A 23,110-nucleotide genomic window follows, 5' to 3' on the forward strand; every position below is an offset into this window, starting at 1 on the left:
CCCCATCTGTTTATCTTTTTCCAGTTCAGGCACAAGTCTCCCGGTTACCGTTTATCCAATAGCCTGGACAGCGCGCTGCCGGCAAATTGGATGGACTGCACCAAAATAATCATAATGATGATGGTAAATACCATAATTTCTGTCTCAAAGCGCTGATACCCGTACCGGATGGCAAAGTCTCCCACGCCTCCGCCACCGACAACCCCCATAACTGTGGAATAGGAGATGAAGCTGATCGTCGCCGTGGTCAGTCCCAGGACGAGCCCGGAGCGCGCCTCCACATACAGGAATTTCACGATCATCTGAATCGTCGACGCACCCATGGAAGAGGCAGCTTCCATCACGCCGCGCGGAACGTCCAGCAGAGATTGCTCCACCAGTCTCGCGTAGTAGGCAATTGCCACCACAGCCAGAGGCACGGCCGCAGCCAGTGTGCCCAGCGCAGTTCCGACGATCAGACGTGTAAATGGAATCAAAAACACAACCAGCAGCAGAAACGGAAATGAGCGGACAATATTTACAAAGGTGTCCAGGACCGTGAACAGCAGGCGATTCGCATAGGGCTGTCCCTTTCTGCACAAAAACAAAACGGTCCCCAGCGGAAGACCTACGAGCAGTGCGGCCAGTATTGAAATGCCGACCATGACGAAGGTTTCGCCGATGGCCTGCCAGATTTCGGACTGATACTTCACGACATCCGCCATCATCTGCTCAAGCATTGCCTATTGCCTCCAGTTCATCCGCTGCTACCGTCCGCACAATTTGTCCCTGCTCCATGACAGACACCCGGCTGCATATCTTCTTCACGACGCTCATATCATGGGTCACGATGAGGATGGTCACACCGTAGGAACGGTTTATATGATGCAGTACCTCCAAAATATCCGCGGTCGTCTGCGGATCCAGCGCTGAAGTCGGCTCGTCACAGAGCAGCACCTTCGGACCGTTGGCCAAAGCTCTTGCAATTGCAACCCGCTGCTTCTGTCCGCCGCTCAGCCGGGAGGGATACTGCTGCGCCTTATCCTCCAGTCCTACAAATCTCAGACATTCCTCGATGCGTGCGAGCCGCTCCGGCTTTGGCACCCCGGCAAGCTCCATCGCCATAGAAATGTTCCGGCTGACAGTGCGGTTCAGCACAAGATTATACTGCTGAAAGATCATGCTGATCGAGCGCCGGGACTCCCGCAGCTGCCGGGCGGACAGAGCCGTCATCTCCTGCTCCCCGACAAAGACCTTGCCCTGATCCGGACGTTCCAGAAGATTGACCATCCGCAGCAACGTGGATTTACCCGCCCCGCTGACGCCGATGATGCCGTGAATCGTTCCCTTCGGAATATGAAGAGAAACGTCCCGCACCCCTTCCAGCTGACCTTCTGGCATGCGGTAAGTTTTGCTGACATGCTCCAGTGAGATGATAAGCCTCTCCTCCTTCCGTCAAGCTGGCACACTGTATTACTTATTTATAATACTGTTATATCGTCCGTACACCTCTAAATTATAGGACATGATATAATCTGTGTCACTATTTTAAATATATTAGTACAAAAAAAGACGAAGCACAGAATGCTGTGCCCGTCTTGAGCTCATCGTCTGCAAAGTGTCATCTGCCGGATACAGCGGTGGATTCAGCCCCTTTTCACCACGTCAAAATTGTCTTCGATCAGCAGCCAGTTTTGCGGAAAGCTCAGGCCCAGCTTCCAATAGCTCATCCCCCGCAGACCCAACTCTTTGACCAAATCGAATTTGGCCTGAATCGAACGGGCATCTTCAAACCACACCTCATGCTCCCGGCCCTCCCCGTTCGTATAGCGGAAAAACGGAGCCTGCGCTCTTTCGCTGTATTGAATCGCCACGTTATTGTCGGCAGCGATCCCGATCGCCTGCTGCGGGCTGACCGCCCTCGCCACAGTTCCTTGCACAAACGGCAGGGTCCAATCGTACCCATACAAATTTTGCCCCATCATGATTTTGGAGGCAGGCATCTCCGTCAGCGCATATTCGATGACTCTTCTTACCGGACCGATTGGGGACACGGCCTGGGCCGGACCACCGCTGTACCCCCACTCATAGGTCATGATCACGACAAAATCGGCAATTTCCCCATGTGCCCGGTAGTCGTGAGCTTCATACCACCGCCCCGCCTGTGTGGCGCTGGTTTTGGGGGCAAGCGCGGTGGACATCAGCCAGCCCTGCTGTTGAAAGCGCGTTTTGGCTTTGCGCAAGAAGTTATTGTATGCCTCCCGGTCGGCCGGCCGCAAAAATTCGAAATCGAAATGGATATCCCGAAATCCGTATTGGCTGGCGGCAGCCACGATATTGTCCAAAAACCGGTTCTGAACGGGAATATCGTTCAGCAAAATACGTCCAAGCTCACTGCTGAACTGGTCGTTCTCCTGATTCGTAATGACCATCATCAGCACAACCCGGTTGGCGCGGGCGATCTGCGGAAAATCGTTCAGCTGCGGCTCCTTTAACGTTCCGTCCCTGAGCGCTTGAAAGCTGAATGGTGCCAAATACGTCAAATGTGGTGCGGCTGCCCGCGCTCCTTCCACCAGCCCCGGAGCAACCGCTTCCCCCCTTGGCTCCACGTAAGCGTTGAATTCGGCGCTCACCCTGGAACGGGGCGGGATGTACAGCCGAAACCCGGCAGACAGTGTCTGGCCTGGAGAAATCCCGTTCACGCGTGCCAGCTCCTGATAAGTCATACCAAACCGCCGGGCAATCGACCACAGGCTGTCGCCGGGCTGGACCCAATAATAGCTGCCCGCGATCGGAATCACCAGAGTTTGTCCGACCACGAGACGTTCCGGGTTCGGCAGTTCATTTGCTTGAACGATATCCTCATAAGGGATGCTGTATGCTGCAGCAATGCCGTAGATCGTCTGATTGGCCTGGACAACATGAATCTGCATGTTGGTCCCTCCTCACATAAGATAACACTACTACTATCCTATGAAGGGAGAGGATTGGCCTATTCCAGTGTCATGGGAAAATCAGACATGATACCCCCCTCAACGAATATTTTATTTACAAGTTCCTCTGCAAAAAAACGAGAATAATGTTATTATTCATGACATATTATTTTTTTCGGAATCATATCGGGAATATTTATGTTAATTTTAATAACGTTAATCTATCCTGCTGCTTCGTTTGATGAAAGGAGGGGTCGAATGAACAGATGGCTTGGCCGGTCATTAAAGAGAAAGCTATCTTTTATATTAATCCTGGCAATGATCATTCCGATTATATCTTTAGGCTTTTTTTCATACGCTACCGCATCCTCCCTCTCGGAAGAAAAAGCCAAGCTTACAGGCATGAATATTCTGCGCCAGCTCGATACCCAGCTCCAGCTGATGGTTAAGGATGTCGAAAGCATGTCCATTTTCCTGATCGGCGATGAAGATGTACAGCAGTATTTGCGTGCTTCTCGCGGCAATGTCGTACTGCGCACCTCCATCATCGTTTTTCTTACCAACCTGGTCTTCTCCAAAAATTACATCGCCAACATCAGCATCATTCCGGACGACAGCAAGGAAGTCATATCTTATTCAGCAAAACAGTTTGCGGGACGCACATTTGTCCTGCCGGAGGACAGCAGGCTCCCCCAAGAAGCTCCACCCGAAAAGCTCTGGTCCATTCCTTCGGGAGAAGAAGGCGCGGCTGCCAGAAGCACGATTACACTGACCCGGCCGATCCGCAGCACCTACACGTACCAACCGCTCGGTTTCCTTGCCATCAGCCTGAACCAGAAAGTCATTTCCCGCTATCTTCATCAATCCGGTATGGAAGGTGATGGATATGTGCTGCTGCTGGATGGAAATCACCGCATCATCGCAGGACAGGAACAGGTATCCGGGGCGAGGGAACTGACCGCACTCTTCCCCGGCATCAATCTGTCGGAGACGGCCTCCGGCTTCCTGAATTATGGGAAGGGCAGTGACCAGAAGACCCTGATGTATTATAAAATGCCCAATACGGATTGGACGCTGCTGGGCGTCATTCCTTTCGCACAGTACAGCAGCGAGAACCAGTACCTGCTCCGTCTGACCGCCCTGGTCATCGCGGCTGCCGCCTTCATCATTGCGGCAATTCTGCTTTTTCTGATCTCCACCATTACGAGACCGCTGCACCGGCTGTCCGTATTTCTGAAGCAGGGCAATCTGGAGGATAAGCTTCCCGTCCCCTCGACGGATGAGGTTGGCCAGCTTATTATCAGCTATAACCGCTTAAGCCGCCGCATCCGGCGCCTGACCGCACAGGTCAAGGAGAATGAGGCCCGCAAAAAGGAAGCTGATTTGCTTGCACTGCAGGCTCAGATCAATCCTCACTTTCTTTACAACACGCTTGCCTCCGTCCATTGGATGGCCTTGATGAACAGGGACAGCAGCATTGCAGTGATGGTGGACTCGCTGAGCAGCTTTCTGCGCTTCAGCCTGAACCAGGGCGAGGAGTTCTGCGAGGTACAGCAGGAAATCGCCCATGTGGAGAGTTATGTACAGATTCAATCCATCCGTTACCCGCAGCAATTTACAGTAGATTTCGAAGTCGATCCCGACTGCAGGCACCAAAAAATGCTCAAGCTGCTGCTGCAGCCCTTGATCGAAAACGCAATCCTGCACGGTGTGCTGCAAACCGGGGAGCATGGCCGCATAAGCATCAAAGTAAGAGCATCAGGCGGAGGGATGGAATTTACTGTTCAGGATAACGGGGCAGGCATGAGCCCTAAGGTACTGAAACAACTTCGTTCTTCTCTATCAATGGGCAGACACCCCCGCTCCGGAAGCGGAAGCTACGGACTGCGCAACGTGCATAGCCGTCTCGCGATGCATTATGCCGAAAATACGGGCCTTCATATCAAAAGCGAGCAAAGCCGCGGCACCCGGATTTCGTTTACCATTCCCTGCATTGGAGGAGATGAAGCATGAAGTTGTTGATTGTGGACGATGAGGTCATCATACGCAACGGGCTAAGCACTGTAATCCCCTGGAAAGAACACGGATTTACATTACTCAAGCCTGCCGCCTCTGCGGAAGAAGCGCTCAACCGCTTCCCGGGCGAGCGGCCCGAGATTGTGTTTACCGACATTCAAATGACCGGCAAAAATGGCCTGGACATGACCGCTGAAATTAAAGAGGCCTATCCGCAGACCGAGATCGTAGTCCTCTCCGTTCATGACCAATTTCAATTTACACAGCAGGCAATTCGCTATGGAGTGGCTGATTATATATTAAAAACGAGCAGTCCTGAGGAAATCATCAACGCCGCCGTAAAAGCGCGCAGCCGTATCCTCAACAGACCCGGGCAAAGTCCCGCCAACAAGACGGAGGGCGATAAACCGCGGCAAATCAGCGTGCTCGAAGACCTGCTGCTGAACGGCCGCGTGCCCGCAAACGGCGAGCTGCACAGGCTGAACAGCCTGCTGCCTGGAATAAAGCAGCTCCTGGACGAGCCCTTGCCGCCCCTGCAGGTGCTGATGATATCGCTGCTCTCCGGTCAGCAAGACAGCCTGACCGATGGCATGGTGTCCTCGGTGGAGCAGCAGTTAAAGAGCCAGCTTCCCTCCGTCTGCCTTCGGAAAGGGCAAAAAATGCTGGCTGTCATTAATCTCCACGGAGCTCAGAATCCTAATGAGCGGCTCCTGGAGACAGCCGAGCACATCGAGCAGGAGGTGGGCTTGTGCCTGTTCATTTCCGCCGGGCCGGTTGTTCAAAGCTTGAACCAGCTCCATTCTTCCTATATCCAGGCCAAGCAGATCCATACTTACCGCTGGTTCGCCCATGACAATAAGCTGGTGGCGTCCGACCAGATACAGGGCCGGAAAGGAATCGATTTGGCCCGCTCCCCGGAAGATGAGGCCCGCTTCATACGAGCGCTCAAGAGCGGGGAACGGGACAGCCTGCGCTTGCTTGCTGAGGAATTATGCACGGCGGTTCGGACCAATCCGCAGGCTACTCCCGAATCCTTTCACGCCTATATCCAGCTGCTGCTGATGACAGGCTACCGCTGGCTGGAGCGATCCGCCCGGGATAGCGGTGTTGAAATGCCGGCTGCCGGGCTGCGGCTGCCGTCACTGGAAACGCTGCTCGCCAATCCCGAGGGAGTGCTTACCCGTCATCTGGAGGAAATGATGGACATTTATCTGACATGGTCTGACAGCACCAACCGGTACATTAAAGAGGCTATCGCTTTTATCCGCGGCAACCTTGTCCACAACATCACGCTGCAGCAAGTCGCCGCCCACATCCATGTTCATCCGAATTATCTGAGCGATTTGTTCAAACGCGAGACTGGAAGAAACTATATTGAGTTTGTTACGGCCGAACGGATGGAAAGAGCGATGACCGCGCTGTCGGGGACCTCCCTGCGCGTGAAGGAAATCGCCAAAAGCGTCGGTTATGAGGACATGAAGTATTTCACCCGGCTTTTTAAACGCCATACCGGACTCACTCCGTCTGAATACCGCAGCAACTGCTGAAATTTATCCCCCCTCCCCTTAACTCTCCCCCCTTACCTGCAGGTGGGAGTTTTTTATATTATAGGAGAAACATTTACGGATGGAGGTAAGAAAACATGACAAAAACGTTCAAAGCTCTTATTGCTGTACTTACACTGTGTCTGGTCGTGGCCGGTTGCGGGGGCAGCGGCGGCAGTGACACAGGTACTGCTGGAAATACCGGTAGCGGCGGCAGCGGTGAAAAAATCACGCTTTCCATCTGGCACAACTATTCCGGTGACGATCTTCGTGCGCAAACGATGCGCCGGCTGATCGACGAATTTCAGCAGGAGCATCCAGATGTGACGGTGGATTCGCAGCCTATCCCTACCGATGCTTACCGTCAACGGATTCAAACGGTGGCAGCCGCCAAGGAAATGCCGGATCTCTTCCTTACCTATGCAGGCAGCTTCACGGATGAGTTCCAGAAGGCCAGCCTGATTCAGCCGATCACCGATGTACTGGAAGAGCACAAAGATTGGGCTGACGGATTCCTGCCTGGTGCTACCGATATCTACACCTACGATGGCGAAACTTATTCCGTACCTGTCGCCATGTCGGCAACCTCCTTCCTCTTCTATAACAAAGAACTTTTCGAACAAAACGGCGTTGCAGCCCCTACTACCTGGGAAGAACTGCTGGCAGCCATTGAAAAATTCAAAGCAGCAGGCATTACGCCAATTGAGCTTGGCAATCAGGCGCCATGGGTAGCTCAATCGACCTTGTTCGGCGTATTGGCAGACCGTGTAACAGGCACTGACTGGTTCATGAAAGCCAAGGATGGCAATGGAGCTGCCTTCACGGATCCGCAGTTCCTGGAGTCTTTAAAATATTTTAAACAGCTGGTTGACACAGGAGCCTTCCCGGAAGGCGCTAACAGCCTGGATAATACGCAGGCTGAGCAGCAGTTCATCCAGGGCAATGCTGCCATGATTATGAACGGCGCTTGGTCCATCAGCAACTGGGCCGCTGCCGCCTCCGAGGAGCAAATGAACAAGGTGGGCATTACGCTATTCCCGGCCATGCCGAACGGTCTCGGCGAGGCCAACACCATTACCGGCGGTCCGGGCGGCGGCTTTGTGCTTAACGCCAATCTCGAAGGAGAAAAGCTGAAGCTGGCAAAGGAGCTGTTCTACAAGCTGAGCAATGCGGATGCGCAAAAGGCGATCGCGGAAAGCGATTCCATGGTTATGTATAATGTGGAAATCGATGAATCCAAAGTTACTCCTTTGTTCTATGAAGCGTTCAATCTGGTCAAAACGCTCCAATTCAGCCCTGTATATGATCTGTATCTGTCCGCTGCCGGCGGTGAGGCCGTCAACAACGGGCTGCAGGAAATTATGCTGGGTGGAGAACCCGCCTCTGTGGCGGAGAAGCTGCAAACCACTCAAGAAGCCGCTACAGGCAAGTAACCTTTTTTTGAAAATACAAAAAAATCGGTCCGCACCCCTCCGGGTGCGGCTTGCACTTGACCGGCCAAATACCGCACATTGGGTAAAACAGAAAAAGGAGGAGGAGGTTATGAGCACTGCCGCCGCGCGTTTAAGAGGCTTTCTTTTATTATGTCTGGTGCCTTCCATTATTCTCTATGGATTTTTTGTCATCGTCCCTATCATCTGGTCAGCCTACTATGGCTTCTTTGACTGGAGCGGGATCGGTACTGCCAAGTTTGCCGGCTGGTCGAACTACATTGCGGTAATTCAGGACCCGCTGTTCTGGCGCTCGTTCAAGAACAACATTATCATCGTCTGCGCATCGGTGTTCGGCCAGGTTCCAATTGCCCTTGTGCTGTCGCTGCTGCTGCTCCGCAACCGCTGGTTCTACCGTGTCATCCGCTCCGCCGTGTTCATGCCGATGGTGCTGTCCACCGTCGTCATCGGGCTGATCTGGAAGTATATCTACCACCCGCAAATCGGCATTTTGAACCTGCTGCTGAATTCTGTGGGCCTGGAGTCCTGGGCGCAGCCCTGGCTGTCCGATCCGGACATCAATATGTACGCGCTCTCGGTGCCGATCATTTGGGCCAACATCGGTCCTTATCTGATTATTTTTATCGCTGCCATCCAAAATCTGCCCTCCGAGGTAGAGGAGGCCGCACTGCTTGAAGGGGCCACAGGACCGAAGAAGCTGTTCTACATTACGCTGCCGATGATCTGGAATACGATCAAGGTGGCTGTGATTATGTGTATCGCGGGCAGCCTCAAGGCGTTCGACCAGGTATTCGTCATGACCCATGGCGGCCCGGCGCACACGACCGAGCTGCTTGCGACTTATATGTACAACAGCACGTTCGCCGTGTATCGCTATGGCTACGGTTCGGCGATTTCCACATTGATTGTTGTGCTCAGCGCTCTTCTGATCCTGCTCAGCCAGATTCTGATGAACCGAAACAAGCTGAAGGAGAGCTGATGCCTAATGAAACAACAACTTGATCTCACTTCCGGGCTGCCGATTGCCCGGCAAGGGGGCAGCAGGAAGCGGCAACCGGTTTCGCTTTGGATACGAAATGTCCTGCTGGCATTCTATGCGCTATTGACCCTTTATCCATTGTATTGGCTTTTTATCAGCGCCTTTAAGACCAATGAGGAATTTTTCACCCATCCTTTCGCACTGCCGCAGGCACCGTCCTTCGACAATATGATCCGTGCGTGGAAACTGGCGGGCATGGGGCAGGCCATGATCAATTCCGCCGTCGTGACCGTATTGGCTATGCTCCTGACGCTGATCCTCGGGGCGATGTGCGCGTTCGCCCTGTCGCGCTTCAAATTCCGGCTGCAGGGCGCCATCGTGGCTTACTTCCTGTTGGGCATGCTCATCCCGATTCACAGCACACTTGTCCCGCTGTTCATCATGCTGAAAAACATCGGCATGCTCAATACGCATTGGGCGCTGATTCTGCCCTACACAGCCTTCGAGCTTTCTCTCGCCATCTTCCTCATCGCGGCCTATATGACCTCCATTCCGAAAGAGGTTGAAGAAGCCGCGCTGATCGACGGCATGGGCTACTGGGGATTGTTCTTACGCATCATTCTGCCGTTATCCGTGCCCGGCATGGCGACGGTAGCGATCCTCGCTTTCCTCCGTTACTGGAACGAGTTCGCCTTTGCCCTTGTGTTCATCAACTCGCAGGCGCTCAAGACGCTGCCGCTGAGCCTATCCATCTTCTCCGACGGTTTCGGGACAGACTACGGACTCACCATGGCCGCCATGGCAATCGCTGTTGTTCCTACCATCGTGATTTATCTGATTTTCCAGGAGCAGATTATGAAAGGTATGGTTGCGGGAGCAGTGAAGGGGTAACGGGGCCCGCAACAAGACGCTCCGAGAATGAAGCATTCCTCCAATCGCTTCGTTCTCGGAGCCGCCTCGAGCATACCCCTACTTAAAATACTAATCAAAAATCGCCAATCTCCTCCGATTTCAGATTGGCACAAAAGTCGAGAACAGACGCGTTTACCTGTTCTCGACTTTTTGCCCCCAAAACATATATAGATTAATAATAGGAAAATTATTTAATTTATGTAAAGTAAATATCATTTCTCTCGCCGAACAGATATGAATTTATCTGGGCATTTTCCCTGCCCATTAGCCTCATAGTTTACGCTGATTGCCTATAATTTTTGCAACAACAATGATCATGTGAGGTATATATCTAAAGGAGCGTGGATGCATTCAAGTGTCTATAATTCAAAACCAGCTGGCTTGGCAACGATAAGGATTGCACAAACGATGCTTCCGAGAATAAAATGGGTACTAGATGGAAAGGGGCGTTTTTATGGAGAGCCTGCTGAGCACGATAGTCTTTATTCTTCCTGGATTTATGTTATATCTCTGGATTCAACTTATCGGAGTAAATCCTGTCGCCAAACATACAACAGCTGAATTTGCTGCTATTGCAGCACTCGCCTGGATACCTGTTATTATTACAACTGTATGGATAATGTCATTCTTCAAAGAAGCCATTTGGACATTAGATGGATTACTTAAAGCTTCAGGGAGCTTAATATTTATTGGACAGTTTTTTGGAATCAGTTTAGCAACAAGTTTCCTAATAGCCTGTATATATGCATGGGTTTTTTATCCAACTCAACGCTTCCTCGTCAATTTAATACGCCTGTCTGTCGGAAAGGCAGGGCTTTCAAAATCTGCATCAGTTTGGGAAGAAATATTTCTGGGGAGTGAAAAACAAGTTGTAGGTATAGCAAAAATCGGTTCAATTACTCCTGACATAATTGGAGCCGTAGAGAAGGTGGCTAGGCCCTTCGAGACCAAAATAGCATTTGGACTTCTTTATATTGAACATTGTAAAATGATAGTGGAAAAATATGAAGTTCCTATTTCGCAAGTATTTACTGATATTGATTCAGGAGTTCATGTTATTATTTATGATATTGAAGAGTATGAAAAAGCTGATCAGAAATTCAGGGAATCAGAAGAGTCCACCACCGAAGAATCCACCGATTCCCATGAAGTTTCTATTTCTTAATTGGCGGAGCTGCGACAGTAGGCTTGTCTGCAGACCTTGTTTCACTTGCCCTGGGCGGCGGAGAAACTGTTTTCTTTGTTACGGAGTTATCTGTTTTTTTAAGACTCATTTTATGCCCTCCCTTCTGTCTGATTATAGGATAAAATGCCATAATTGGACAAAGATATTTTTCTTTTGTTTATAGCTATCCCAATCTTAAGATCTTTTTTTACCCCTTACTGTTCAAGTCGAAATAAATGTGATTAACCACCTTACTGACCTTCGGAGAGTAAGGTTATTTTTTCGTTTATTGAACTGGTACTAAAATTTCATTAACTGCACGCATTTGTACTGGCTGTAATTGTCTATATTCATTAAGAATATCTTGATATAAGCTCCCTTCATAGCGAGGGGCTGATATAGTCGCAATAACAGCATAATCCATCCTTTCGTTTCCACCGTTACGCCCCATTCCATGAAGAACTAAAAATGGATTTTCCAGAGATGTTGCCCGCATTCTATCCCATCTTTGGACGACAGTGTCCCATTTTAATTCACCGCGTCGTGCCAGTTCTGTTTGATAACTATGTGGGCTTTTCGATACGGGAAGTGTACTTTTTTGAAAACCCTTTTCGAGAAGGTTTTGAATTTCATCTTCATCATCATGTACATGCCTAGTAAAACTCTTTTTATTAAGAGTATATCGATACTTTTTATCATGCGGATAGAAAGTATCTTCTATAGCTGATTCGGTATAGTCCTCAATGTGAAGCGGATTTGCTTTAGATAAGACGGCTATTGTGTATTTTATCTCAACCATCCCTGCGTCTCTAGCGTTTATGGGATAAGGAATTGGAAGTTTTGCATAATTTGTTGGGAGGATGGAGCTACTATAAACAATAGTTACATGTTTATCAGAACAATTTATAATCTGATCCACCGTTTGATCAATATATCCATAACCCAATTCATCGCAGACTCCCTTAGGATTATTAGCTGAATGAATCAATAACGCCCGGGCAACCAATGGATCGAATCTATCACATCGCCCTAAAATTTCTCCCGCCATTCCAGAAATTATTGGAGTTGAAAAGCTTGTTCCCATACTTAAATGCTTCTGTCCATGAGTAGTAGAAATAAGATGAATTGGTCTGTTTTCATCGCCACCAAAACCAACAATATCCGGTTTCACCTTACACCCTTCTCTCCCTTGTCCAACTGAACTATATAAGGCTCTAATCACTTCTCCACTAGAAAAATCATAAGCATACGCGCCTACACCAAGCCCGTTTACGATATCGGCAGGTGCTTGAATGCGATTAAAGGGCTTCTCTAAATCACCGTCATTTCCAACCGCAACAACAAATAGTTTTCTATAGTTCCATGCTAAGTCATCAAGTACATATGTAAACCTAGATATATCATCATCAAGGATTGCTCCATTTGGACCAAAAGATAGATTATAAACATCAATGTCATGCCTAGAAGGTACAATATTTTCGATTATATCGATTGCTTCATAGAGCTCATAGTCATTTGGGTCTTTTAAGGGGAGAACCCGAAAACTTTCAACCGAAACAAGTGGTTGAGGTACCTGGGTACCTTTCCCGTAAGCATTCAGTGGACCGTAAAGAATACATCCGGCCACAGCCGTCCCATGTGCTATTCCATCAACAGAGGGCTCTGTATCTAATACATTATTATCGTTAATATGATTCATTAGTAAAGGATTAGTCGTGTCCACACCACCATCAAACATTCCCACTTTTATAGATGAACGTACATTTCCCATCGGAGGCTCTGGCGCATTCGGTTCAATTCTAATTGTTCTCATTTCGGGAAAAGAACTTATTCTTATTGGATGAGCAGTCCTTAAAGGATTAAAATCATTTATGGCTTCTAAAGCTTTTCTATTAAGGTTACCACTGATAAACGTTGGGCCATTAATGTAGTTTTTAATTCTTAACGATTCTAATGGGACACCATTATCAGTAAGTATTTTTTTGAATTTTTCAATTGCAATTTCCGTTTCTTTTTCAAAAGGATGTAGTACCATTTCTACCTTACCTTGCTCCCAATCATCTTCAAACCCAACAATGACTTCATCTGGAGAAAGCAAGGAAATGTCTTCTATTTTTTGGATATCCTTCTTAAAAGCTTCTTTTATTGAAACCTCACTTTGATCTAAGAATTCTTCTAATCTGATGAGGTTGGCAGGGGTGGCCCGCACAAAGTGCATCTTGCTGTAACTAACTTCTTTCTGTTCTTTTTCATCAGAATAGACCCAACGGCGAGAACCAATGTTTTCAACATTTATATCTTTAAATAGTGTGTTAGGGGTGTAAGACTTTGCAAGGAACTTATGGTTTAACCTAAATGTAACAACAACCTCCTCTAATCTTTTTTCAGGAGGGATCCTGTCAATAGTGTTCCTTAGATTTGAAACTTGTTGCTTAACTCGTTGTCTAGCCTCTGCAAAAGTTCTTGGATAGTTAACTTCGCCACCACCTGATCCAGGTCTAACCGGCTCTATAAGATTCTCACCATAACCTAAAATGGGCAAAAAACGTTGGTTATCGCCAGACATATTATTCCTCCTTGTTTGTATTTAAATGATGGCTAAGGGTAGAAGGGCTTATTCCAAGCCACTTAGCTATAGTCTTTTGTGTAACTTTTTTGCCAAGTAGTTCTTTTGCTGTTTTTGCAAATAAGCTGTTGAACTTATTATCTTCTGATACGTATTTTAGTTGATATATAACAGCCTCTATTGGTTCGATATCATCAACGATTATTTGCCTTATGATCCTTTCGGACAATTGAGAAATATCTGCAGCACTTCGCCCTTCCGTTACTTTGGCAAGAACTTTTAAAAAGTTATCATCCATTGTGTTTAAATAAGATCCTAAATAGTAAGACCATAGTGTCGTTCGCCCAACGAAATCAGGAAGACCTATTTCCATTGCTCTATCAAATCTCCTCCATATAGCTTTGTCCAACATGTCCGCGTGATTAGTAGCAGCCACAACTATGGATTGACTTGGCCAGTTCTCGAGCTCCTTAAGAAGGACATTAACAATTCTTTTTAACTCACCTAAATCAGAGGGATCATCTCTTCGTTTGGCTATAGCATCAAACTCATCCAGAAAAAGAATTGATGGAATGTTTTGAGCATATTCAATAACTTTTTTTAAATTTTGCCCCGTCTTCCCTAAATAGCTTGAGATCGAAGATGCCAAGTCCAATGTTATTAAGGGCAGATTTAGCTTATAAGAAAGTAAGGAAGTTAAGTAGGTTTTCCCCACCCCTGGCGGTCCATATAAAAGGAGACTTGTCGGTGGCTTTACTCCTGCAGCAAGCAATTTCTCAGATAATGTACGCTCTCGAATGAATCGATGAACAAGCTCTTCGTTTTCTTCATTTAACACAATTCTTGGTTCTACAAGAACGGGCTCATCGATTCTTGCTAAAGACATGAAAGTATCGCGATCTGTCGGAGGAGGATCAATGCCTATAGACCTTGTTACTGATGCACCTACACCATGATAAGAAATTGCCTTTGCAATTTCTTCTGCTATTGCAGGTTCCTCTTTCTTAAGTCTTCGTACTATTGTGAGTGCACAGGCTTCAACTGTTCGCATGTCGTTTTCAAAGGAGGCTCGTATCAACTGCGGGATCATGCTAAGGATAGCCTTCATAAATTTCAACACCTCAATTATTTATGTATTTATCGAATAATGAAATTATAGATATTTAAAGGATACTAGTCAATCCGAATTCGATATAATTTATTTTTTATCATTTTATCGAATTTTATAAATTATTATTTTTGTTTTTTTAATTTATGTTTACGGGGGAAATGTTCGTACGAATGAATTTTATATCCTATATTTGGTATATACCAAATAATGCATATTTCCCTCTTGTATTTGGAGATAAGTTCCAAGGAGATCATTGGGATAAGGGAACATTTTTGCATTGGTGTATATTATAATAAATAGAAAAAAAGAAAATTATCTATAAAAATAACCTGCCCTTGGAACTCATCTCCCGTGGCAGGTTATTTGCTATTATTTTCACGCCGCCGTCGATTGTCTCACAATAATTCCGGCTTAAATTTAAGATCGCTGACCCGCTTGGAGCCGTTGATTTCGCGCAGCAGCATATTCACAGCCGCAAGTCCAACCCGGTCGGGCGGCTGCTTCCCATTGCGACAGGCGCAGCTTGAAAGCATTGGGTTGAAATCAGATTCAGCTCTCTCCCGGATAACGAAGTCCCCACTGGCTGCGGCACGTATCCAGCAGTCTCATAATGCCCAGCGATTCCTCCAGTGTAATCGTTGGGCTCTCGGTAAGGCCTTCGCTCAGGCAGCGGCCTACCTCCTCCGCCTCAAAGGCATAGCCAGTCGAAGCCCTGTCATCCTGGAAGGTTTCCGTCTCTTGGCCGCCGACATGCAGCTCCGCCGTTTTGGAATTCAAGAAGGACGGAATACGAATATAACCCTCGGTTCCATGGATATAAGCGTCATTGGTCAGGCCAAGACGCACCGCTCCGTTCAGCATCGCCGTCCGGCCACCGCTGTAAGACAGCATGATCGAGAACTCCTCATCGACACCCGTCTCGCCAATATGAGCCTTACTGTAAATGTCCTCCGGCTGATAACCAAAGATCATGGAAGCGAAGGATACCGGGTAAATTCCCGCATCCAGCAATGCTCCGCCGCCAAGTTCAAGGTTCAGCAGTCTGCCCTCCGGATTCCAGCCGGATCGGAAACCGAACTCGGCTTTCAGCAGGCGCACCTCACCAATCTTGCCGGCATCCAGCCATTCCCGTACCTTGCGGATCGTCGGCAGGTAGCGGGTCCACATGGCCTCCATCAGGAACAGATTTTTTTCCCTGGCAAGCTTGATCATTTCCTCCAGCTCACCGCTATTAATCGTAAAAGGCTTTTCACACAGCACCGCTTTACCCGCATTCAGAGCGTCCAGCACATTTTCCTTGTGAAAAGGATGAGGTGTTCCGATATATACGGCATCCACTTCAGGATCGCTTAACAATTCCTCATAGCTGCCATAGGCTTGGGGAATTTGATACTTCTCCGCAAATTCGCTGGCGCTTTCTAATGACCTGGAGCCGACTGCATACAGCTCCCCATTCGCCACATGAGCAAAATCATCCGCAAATTTGCCGGCAATCCAGCCGGTGCTGATAATGCCCCATTTCACTTTTTCCCCATCATTCTGTCCCATCTCTCCGCCTCCTCAAAGTGATGATCTTACACTCACTACAAGTTATCCATAAAAGATATGTAATCGATTTCTTTTTCATTTTAGCAAAACTGCGTGCACAAAAAAAGGTGATGCCTTAACCTTAAGGCATCACCTTTCTTCATCAGTCTGCTTTATCATACGTGCATCAATCCGCCTCAACATACTTCCATTCATCTTCAGGCATGTAATATTCATCTGACGAGAAGCGCTGCTCCTTGAATGGATCGGCCGTATTATGAAAGCCATTGCGCTCCCAGAACCCAGGTCGGTCTTCCTGCATGAATTCGATCCCGCGAATCCATTTGGCGCTTTTCCAGAAATAAAATGCAGGCACAACCAGACGCAGCGGCCAGCCATGCTTGGCGGTCAGCGGCTTGCCGTCATAGTTCCAGGCCAGCAGCACGTCGTCCTTCATCAGATCCGCGAGCTTCAGATTGGTTTCATAATCCGGATCGGCATGAATCATGACGTACTTGGCTTCAGGTTTTACCTTAATTTCCTTCATCAAATCCGTGAAGCGCACACCCTCCCAAGGGGTGTCGAACTTGGACCAGCGGGTTACACAATGAATGTCGCTGACCGTCCGCGTTATAGGCAGCACCTGCAGCTCATCAAAAGTAAACGTCCGCTCCTCCTCCACCTCCCCGAAAATGCGCAAATCCCATGCGGCCAAATCATATTCAGGCACCGCTCCTTCATGCAGAATGGGAAAGCTCTCGGTGAGCGTCTGTCCGGGAGGCAAGCGGCGCGCCTTCTCCGCATCCAGCTCAGGACGCTCCGGCACCCGGGCCGCCTTGAGGCGGTCTGCTTTGTTCTGCATCTGTTTCTCCCCCTATTACGGAATTTTCGGAGCTTGGGCCGCTCCAGTCGTACTTTTATCTATATAAAACTATACCCTAATTGTCAACCTGTCAGTCTCTAAAACTTGAATGTTAATAATCCCGGAATGCATTACCGCTTCAACAGGCTTCCATACTCCTTCGGAATATAGTATACTCATAAAAAAATAAGAACAAACGTTCTGTATAGAGGAGGTAAAGCTTTATGGCCAGCACGGAAGGCATCGACCCGCAGTGGCTGTACGTGGATCTGGGAAGCACACGCAGCATCAACAAGGTCGTTCTGAACTGGGAAGCTGCCTATGCTGCCAGCTACCAAATCCAGGTATCGACGGACAGCGGAAATCCTGTCAATTGGACGACAGTGTATTCCACGACCAGCGGACAAGGCGGCACGGAGACGATTAACTTTCAGGCGTCCAATGCCCACTATGTCCGGATGCTGGGCACAGCCAGAGGCACGCCGTACGGATATTCCCTGTATGAATTCGGCGTATATGGGCCAAGCTGATATAACATCCAGATCATTGACTTCCTCGTTAATGAACCCCGTAAGCAGCAACTTTTGCCGCTTCGGGGTTCATTTTTTGCATTATGAAGACCTGCTGCCAAACATTCCATACAGCGATTGTAGGAATGCTTCGTTCTCGGAGCGTCTTACAACAGTCTAAAAGGAGGTCAAAGGTAAGGCTCCCCCTGTTTCAAAGCAGGCTGCATTATGGCAAGGCTTTCCCTCTTGCACTGACGTACAGGGTGTACCATTCTTCCCGGGTCATCAGCTCTGCCTGACGCTCCGCATCCTGGCAAGCAGTTATACGTTCCGGATTCGCCGTGCCGATGACAGGCTGGATCAAGGCCGGATGCTTCATCAGCCAGGCAAGCACAATCGCCTCCCGCGTCGTACCCTTTTCCTCGGCTAAACGCTTGACCAACTCTGCCGTCCGCACGATATGCTCAGGCTCATCCGGCAGCGCTCTGCCGGAGAAGCGCCCCTGCGCAAGCGGTCCCCAGGCCTGAATCTGGACATCCTTCGTGCGGCAAAATTCCATTAAGCCTTCTGCAAACCGCACAGCCGTGCCGGCCTGCTGGTTGACATGCACCGTTTCGTCAAGGAAGTGCAGATGCGCCAGGCTCATCTCCAGCTGATTCACGACCAGCGGCATGGACAGACTGCGCTCCAGAAACTGAATCTGTCCCACGCTCATATTGGAAACACCAAAATGGCGGACTTTACCGGATTCCTTCAGTTTTGTGAAGGCAACCGCCACCTCCTCGGGTTCCACCAGCGGATCAGGGCGATGCAGCAGCAGTACGTCCAGATAGTCGGTACCCAGTCGTTTGAGGGACCCTTCTACCGATTCAAGAATATGCGAGTAGGAGAAATCAAACATGCCCGGCAGATCCCCCTCTGCCAGGCGGATGCCACACTTGGATTGTATTACAATCTGCTCCCGCAGCCCTGGCTGCGCTTTCAGAACCTTCCCGAACGTTTCCTCTGCCTTGCCCCTGGTATAGATATTGGCGTGGTCGAACATCGTAATGCCGATGGAGCGCGCGGCTTCCACCGCTTTTTCAGCTTCCTTTATATGCTCTTGCGTGATAGGCTCACTATTCCAGCCGCCGCCAAACGGCATGCATCCCAGTACAAGGCGGCTGTCCGAAATCCCCCGCTTCTCAATTGGCATGATTCTCATAGTGCATCTGTTCCTCCTCCGATTGGGATAAGTATAGAATGGATTCACGATCCATTCTATCTTACACCCAACCAGAGCAGGCTGTCATGAATTAATTAAAACGTTTACATCGGGAATATTCAGCCAAAAATCCCCATGCTTATGTATCGCTCGCCAGTATCAGGAGCGATGCACAGCACCCGTTTACCCTTGCCGAGACGCCGCGCTTCCTGCAGAGCCGTCCATACGGCAGCACCGCCGGAGGGACCGATCAAAATCCCTTCCCTGGCAGCCAGCTCCCGCACAGTCGCAAGCGCATCCTCATCCGCAACCTGGACAATTTCATCATAAACCCCGGTGTTCAGGATGGCGGGAATAAAGCCGGGACTTGTCCCCACCAGCTTGTGAGGGCCAGGCTTTCCTCCGGACAACACCGGCGAGCCCTGCGGCTCGACCACCACGATCCGGATCTCCGGCAGATGTTCACGCAGCGCCTCGCCGGTGCCTGTGATTGTGCCTCCTGTGCCGGATGAGGCCACGAATACATCCAGCCTTCCCTCCATCTGCTCCAATATTTCAAGGGCGGTCGTGGTACGATGAATATCGGGATTGGCCGGATTTTCGAACTGCTGCGGAATGAAGCTGCCTTCAATTTCCGCACCCAGCTCCTGTGCTTTGCGGATTGCGCCGGGCATGCGTTCCTCCGCCGGAGTCAGCACCACCTCGGCTCCATAGGCCTTCAAGATGTTGATCCGTTCTTTTGTCATATTGGACGGCATGACCAGGATCGCCCGGTAACCCTTGGCGGCGGCGTTCATGGCGAGCCCGATTCCCGTATTGCCGCTTGTCGGTTCAATGATCGTTCCGCCAGGGAGAAGGAGCCCGTCCTTCTCCGCCTGAACGATCAAATTATAAGCCGCCCGGTCTTTCACGCTGCCGCTCGGATTAAACATTTCCAGCTTGACGTAGACTTCGGCATCTTCAGGGCCTGTCAGCCTGCCCAACCGAACGCAGGGAGTGTCCCCGATTAATTCAGTAATATGATGAACCACTTTGGCTGTCATTTGATCCCCCGCTCCCCTTCACCGATCAGGTCCAGAAAAGCCGCAGGCAGCCTGAACTGTCGGTTGTTGACGAGAATACTGCCGAATTCATCTTCCATCTGCAGCGCGTTATTCTCCTTGATCTCTTTGATATCAGTATGGAGGCGTTCCATTTTGCGGTCCAGTTCATCTGCGGCGTCTGCGGCATCCTTCAGCTCCTGCAGGAGATGCTCCGGAACGGACTGATTGTATTTGTAAAAGATTTTGTGCTCAAGACTGGCCCAGAAATCCATCGCTATGGTCCGGATTTGAATTTCTACGCACACCCGTTCCTGGCGGTCCGACATAAACACCGGAACCTCCACCAGCATATGCAGACTTTTATACCCGTTTGGCTTGGGGTAGCGGATGTAATCCTTGATTTCCAGAATCGTGAGATCATCCTGATTTTCAAGCATGCTCTTGACCCTGTAAATGTCCGAAATGAAAGAGCAGGTAATGCGGAGACCGGCAATGTCCTTAATGTTCTTTTTGATATCATGAAGCGATAAGCCGCTGTTTTTCCGGTATATTTTTTTCATAATGCTTTCCGGGGACTTCAATCTGGATTTGGTATGCTCAATCGGACTGTAATCATGCAGGGATTGAAACTCTTCCTTAAGAATTTCCACTTTGGTTTCAATTTCATCGAGCGCAAATTTGTACATCATCAGAAAACGTGTTAACTCGGTTTTAATCTTTTTGAACTGTTCTATCTGTGCTTGTTCACCCATACGGAATCTCCTTTGCTTGTAAAGCGCGTGCCATGGTGCCGGATAGCTGTACAAAAATCTTATCCGTGCTAATTAGGCGGCAAACGATTATGTAATTATCATATCATTGATTGGCCCAGCTTTCGAATTTCAGCCTGCATGCAGTCCAACCGCCACAGGTTCTTCAAATTTTTACGTTTCCTTTATCCACGACGGGCTGTCAAATGCTATACTAAACAGAAACCAACAGATACATACAAAAAAAGGATAGGAGAATGACTCTTCCATGAATACCAGACCTCAAAATGTAAAGGGAAAAGAGCGCTTTCCCTTCTCTTTGCTGTGCCTGACGCTTGGGGCCTTCGCCATCGGAATGACTGAATTTGTCATTATGGGTCTGCTCCCCAATGTGGCCCAGGATTTAGGGGTGACGATTCCCCAAGCCGGGCAGCTGATCACCAGTTATGCCATCGGCGTTGCTATCGGCGCGCCTGTTCTGACGATCCTCACCCATAAAGTGCCGCAGAAAAAGCTGTTATGTCTGCTGATGATCATTTTTATTGTTGGCAATGCCTTGTCTGTCATCGCGCCCAATTACGGCTTTCTGATTGCTGCGCGTATAGGAACGGCCTTTGCTCACGGCACTTTTCTCGGTGTCGGTTCTCTGATGGCCGCCCGCCTTGTCCGTCCAGAGAAACGGGCCGGGGCAGTGTCAATGGTTTTGTCCGGCCTGACCGTCGCCAACATAATCGGCGTCCCTTTTGGCACATTCATCGGACAGCAGTTAGGGTGGCGTGCATCTTTCGCTGCTATCGTTATTATGGGGTTAATCTCCCTTGTGGGGATTATACGCTTTATCCCGGTCATGCGACAGGATCAGCACACAAGTATTGCCCAGGAAATCCGAAGCCTTGTGAATCCGCAGGTGCTGCTGATGCTGCTGACGGGGGCATTTGCCTGTGCCAGCCTGTTTGCGGTCTTTACCTACATTACACCACTGCTGATGGACATCAGCGGTTTTGCCGAAGCAAGCATCACGTGGATTCTGGTCTTGTTCGGCATCGGAGTAACCATTGGGAATATCGTTGGCGGACGACTGGCCGATTGGAAGCTGATGCCGTCCCTGATCGTCAACTTTGGCGTACTGGCCGTTATTCTGGCTGTGTTGACCTTTGCTCTCCAGAGCAAAGCCCTGGCGATCATCACCGTCTTTATTTGGGGAGTCGCCGCGTTTGGCATGATGCCTGGACTGCAGGTTCGCATCATGAACCTGGCGTCCGAGGCTCCTTTGCTCGCTACGACCAGCACCCACTCCGTGCTGAACCTCGGCAACGCCAGCGGCGCTTTTTTCGGTGGTGTGGTCATCACGTACATGGGACTGCACAACCTGCCCTGGGTATCCGCGGTCATTGCCCTGGCCGGAATGGCGGGAGCGATTGGCAGCCTAGCACTTGAACGCCGCCTGAATTCTGCGGGCAAGCCGCAGGTGAAGCTGGGCAGCTCTGCGTAATAAAATTTTACACACTACAAGGACTTCCAAGAAGGCTTGGAGCCGACTAAGCACACGTTTAAACCTCACCTCCCATGGATATCCTTAGATTTGACATCAAGGTAATCTACAGGAGGTACTTCATCTATGCCACAGTGGGCTCTAGTCATTTTGCATACGCTTGTTGCCATTGTTGTACTGTTCGTAATGACCAAGCTGCTCGGGAAAAGGCAGGTGTCGCAGCTCTCTCTGTTCGAATACATCACCGGGATTACGATTGGCAGCCTTGCCGCATACATTCCGCTTGAAAGCCGTGAAACCTGGTATCTTGGCGTCATCTCGCTCGTTGTATGGAGTCTCGTCTCTCTGGTCATCGAATATGTTCAAATCAAAAGTAAAAAGTTCAGAGATACCGTAGATGGAACCGGAACCGTTCTGATAAAAGATGGAAAGGTACTGGAGGATCATCTTAGAAAAGAACGCGTTACTATGGATGAGCTTATGAGCCAGTTGCGCAGAAAGGGCGCCTTCAAAGTGGCAGATGTGGAGTTTGCCGTCATGGAAAACAGCGGCGAAATCAACATTTTGCTGACCAAGGAGAATCAGCCGCTTACTCCGAAAATGATCGGGCTTGCCCTGGCTCCCGAAAAGGAGCCGCAAAGCATCGTAGTGGACGGTGAGATCCAGGAGCGGGAACTATCCGAAGCGAGCAAGGACAAGAAATGGCTGCAATCCGAACTGGGCAAACGTGGAGTAGAGCTAAGCGATGTGTTTCTCGCACAGGTGGAATCGAATGGCCGCCTGCACCTTGACTTGTATGATGACAAACTGCAGTCCGGCCAGCCTGCTCAATCCAATTCACTGCTGGTCGCCCTTGAGTCATGTCAGGAGGAGTATAAAAAGCAGGCTGCAAATGCCGAGGATCAGCGCGGCAAACAGATCTATGAAGAAGGTTATGCCCAAATGACAAGGCTCATCAAGGAGACCCGGAATAAGTTAAACGCCAGGAGTTAAAAAAAGTCTGCCCCGTCAAAAACCGGCTTTTCCTCACATCGCGGTATCCGCCTACATAGGATGTTAGCAAAACAT

At 49.3% G+C, this 23,110-nt stretch carries 19 protein-coding genes; 9 read left to right on the top strand and 10 right to left on the bottom strand.

The window, feature by feature from the left end:
- Window positions 1–44: 44 nt before the first annotated feature.
- The 3 genes from ACE41H_RS12835 to ACE41H_RS12845 form a co-directional block, all read right to left on the bottom strand.
- Window positions 45–719 carry a methionine ABC transporter permease gene (locus ACE41H_RS12835; RefSeq protein ID WP_375355654.1) on the bottom strand — a complete coding sequence of 225 codons (675 nt, stop codon included), beginning with the start codon at window positions 717–719 and terminating at the stop codon, window positions 45–47.
- A complete protein-coding gene (locus tag ACE41H_RS12840; RefSeq protein ID WP_375355691.1) occupies window positions 712–1,416 on the bottom strand; it encodes a methionine ABC transporter ATP-binding protein in 705 nt (234 codons plus the stop codon). The genes ACE41H_RS12835 and ACE41H_RS12840 overlap by 8 nt, the downstream gene beginning before the upstream one ends.
- Before the next feature lie 209 nt (window positions 1,417–1,625).
- A complete protein-coding gene (locus tag ACE41H_RS12845; protein ID WP_375355655.1) occupies window positions 1,626–2,912 on the bottom strand; it encodes a LysM peptidoglycan-binding domain-containing protein in 1,287 nt (428 codons plus the stop codon).
- A gap of 258 nt (window positions 2,913–3,170) precedes the next feature.
- Here ACE41H_RS12845 and ACE41H_RS12850 point away from each other — a divergent pair, with 258 nt between their 5' ends.
- The 6 genes from ACE41H_RS12850 to ACE41H_RS12875 all read left to right on the top strand — a co-directional run bounded on the left by ACE41H_RS12850 (window position 3,171) and on the right by ACE41H_RS12875 (window position 10,979).
- Window positions 3,171–4,925: a cache domain-containing sensor histidine kinase gene (locus ACE41H_RS12850; protein ID WP_375355656.1), complete on the top strand. Its 1,755-nt coding sequence runs from the start codon at window positions 3,171–3,173 to the stop codon at window positions 4,923–4,925.
- Window positions 4,922–6,475: a helix-turn-helix domain-containing protein gene (locus ACE41H_RS12855; RefSeq protein WP_375355657.1), complete on the top strand. Its 1,554-nt coding sequence runs from the start codon at window positions 4,922–4,924 to the stop codon at window positions 6,473–6,475. The genes ACE41H_RS12850 and ACE41H_RS12855 overlap by 4 nt, the downstream gene beginning before the upstream one ends.
- A gap of 95 nt (window positions 6,476–6,570) precedes the next feature.
- Window positions 6,571–7,905 (top strand): extracellular solute-binding protein, encoded by a 1,335-nt coding sequence (locus ACE41H_RS12860; protein ID WP_375355658.1) that lies wholly within the window; start codon window positions 6,571–6,573, stop codon window positions 7,903–7,905.
- A gap of 109 nt (window positions 7,906–8,014) precedes the next feature.
- Entirely contained in the window at window positions 8,015–8,902 is an 888-nt protein-coding gene (locus tag ACE41H_RS12865) for a carbohydrate ABC transporter permease (protein WP_375355659.1), read from the top strand.
- 6 nt (window positions 8,903–8,908) lie between these two features.
- Window positions 8,909–9,793: a carbohydrate ABC transporter permease gene (locus tag ACE41H_RS12870; protein WP_375355660.1), complete on the top strand. Its 885-nt coding sequence runs from the start codon at window positions 8,909–8,911 to the stop codon at window positions 9,791–9,793.
- A gap of 475 nt (window positions 9,794–10,268) precedes the next feature.
- Window positions 10,269–10,979 carry a hypothetical protein gene (locus tag ACE41H_RS12875; protein WP_375355661.1) on the top strand — a complete coding sequence of 237 codons (711 nt, stop codon included), beginning with the start codon at window positions 10,269–10,271 and terminating at the stop codon, window positions 10,977–10,979.
- Window positions 10,980–11,265: 286 nt separating this feature from the next.
- Here ACE41H_RS12875 and ACE41H_RS12880 read toward each other — a convergent pair whose 3' ends face one another.
- The 4 genes from ACE41H_RS12880 to ACE41H_RS12895 form a co-directional block, all read right to left on the bottom strand.
- Window positions 11,266–13,545, bottom strand: a complete 2,280-nt coding sequence (locus tag ACE41H_RS12880) for a S8 family peptidase (RefSeq protein ID WP_375355662.1) — start codon at window positions 13,543–13,545, stop codon at window positions 11,266–11,268.
- Window position 13,546: 1 nt separating this feature from the next.
- Window positions 13,547–14,653: an AAA family ATPase gene (locus tag ACE41H_RS12885; protein WP_375355663.1), complete on the bottom strand. Its 1,107-nt coding sequence runs from the start codon at window positions 14,651–14,653 to the stop codon at window positions 13,547–13,549.
- Window positions 14,654–15,205: 552 nt separating this feature from the next.
- Window positions 15,206–16,204, bottom strand: a complete 999-nt coding sequence (locus ACE41H_RS12890) for a Gfo/Idh/MocA family protein (RefSeq protein ID WP_375355664.1) — start codon at window positions 16,202–16,204, stop codon at window positions 15,206–15,208.
- A 166-nt stretch (window positions 16,205–16,370) separates the two neighbouring features.
- Window positions 16,371–17,045 carry a sulfite oxidase-like oxidoreductase gene (locus ACE41H_RS12895; protein WP_375355665.1) on the bottom strand — a complete coding sequence of 225 codons (675 nt, stop codon included), beginning with the start codon at window positions 17,043–17,045 and terminating at the stop codon, window positions 16,371–16,373.
- Between the two features lie 224 nt (window positions 17,046–17,269).
- Between ACE41H_RS12895 and ACE41H_RS12900 the strand changes: the two genes are divergently transcribed.
- A complete protein-coding gene (locus ACE41H_RS12900; protein ID WP_375355666.1) occupies window positions 17,270–17,575 on the top strand; it encodes a discoidin domain-containing protein in 306 nt (101 codons plus the stop codon).
- A gap of 205 nt (window positions 17,576–17,780) precedes the next feature.
- Here ACE41H_RS12900 and ACE41H_RS12905 read toward each other — a convergent pair whose 3' ends face one another.
- The 3 genes from ACE41H_RS12905 to ACE41H_RS12915 form a co-directional block, all read right to left on the bottom strand.
- On the bottom strand, window positions 17,781–18,758 hold the full coding sequence (locus tag ACE41H_RS12905; RefSeq protein ID WP_375355667.1) for an aldo/keto reductase: 978 nt from the start codon (window positions 18,756–18,758) through the stop codon (window positions 17,781–17,783).
- 119 nt (window positions 18,759–18,877) lie between these two features.
- A complete protein-coding gene (gene cysK, locus ACE41H_RS12910; protein ID WP_375355668.1) occupies window positions 18,878–19,801 on the bottom strand; it encodes a cysteine synthase A in 924 nt (307 codons plus the stop codon).
- Entirely contained in the window at window positions 19,798–20,553 is a 756-nt protein-coding gene (locus ACE41H_RS12915) for a GTP pyrophosphokinase (protein ID WP_375355669.1), read from the bottom strand. Before ACE41H_RS12915 ends, cysK begins: the two co-directional genes overlap by 4 nt.
- A 265-nt stretch (window positions 20,554–20,818) precedes the next feature.
- On the opposite strand from ACE41H_RS12915, the gene ACE41H_RS12920 reads away from it, so the two are divergent.
- Both ACE41H_RS12920 and ACE41H_RS12925 read left to right on the top strand, forming a co-directional pair.
- Window positions 20,819–22,042 carry an MFS transporter gene (locus tag ACE41H_RS12920; RefSeq protein WP_375355670.1) on the top strand — a complete coding sequence of 408 codons (1,224 nt, stop codon included), beginning with the start codon at window positions 20,819–20,821 and terminating at the stop codon, window positions 22,040–22,042.
- Between the two features lie 126 nt (window positions 22,043–22,168).
- A complete protein-coding gene (locus ACE41H_RS12925; protein WP_375355671.1) occupies window positions 22,169–23,035 on the top strand; it encodes a DUF421 domain-containing protein in 867 nt (288 codons plus the stop codon).
- The last annotated feature ends 75 nt before the right edge of the window (window positions 23,036–23,110 follow it).

Origin of the sequence: Paenibacillus enshidis, from assembly GCF_042136365.1 — a bacterium.
GTDB lineage: Bacteria > Bacillota > Bacilli > Paenibacillales > Paenibacillaceae > Paenibacillus > Paenibacillus enshidis.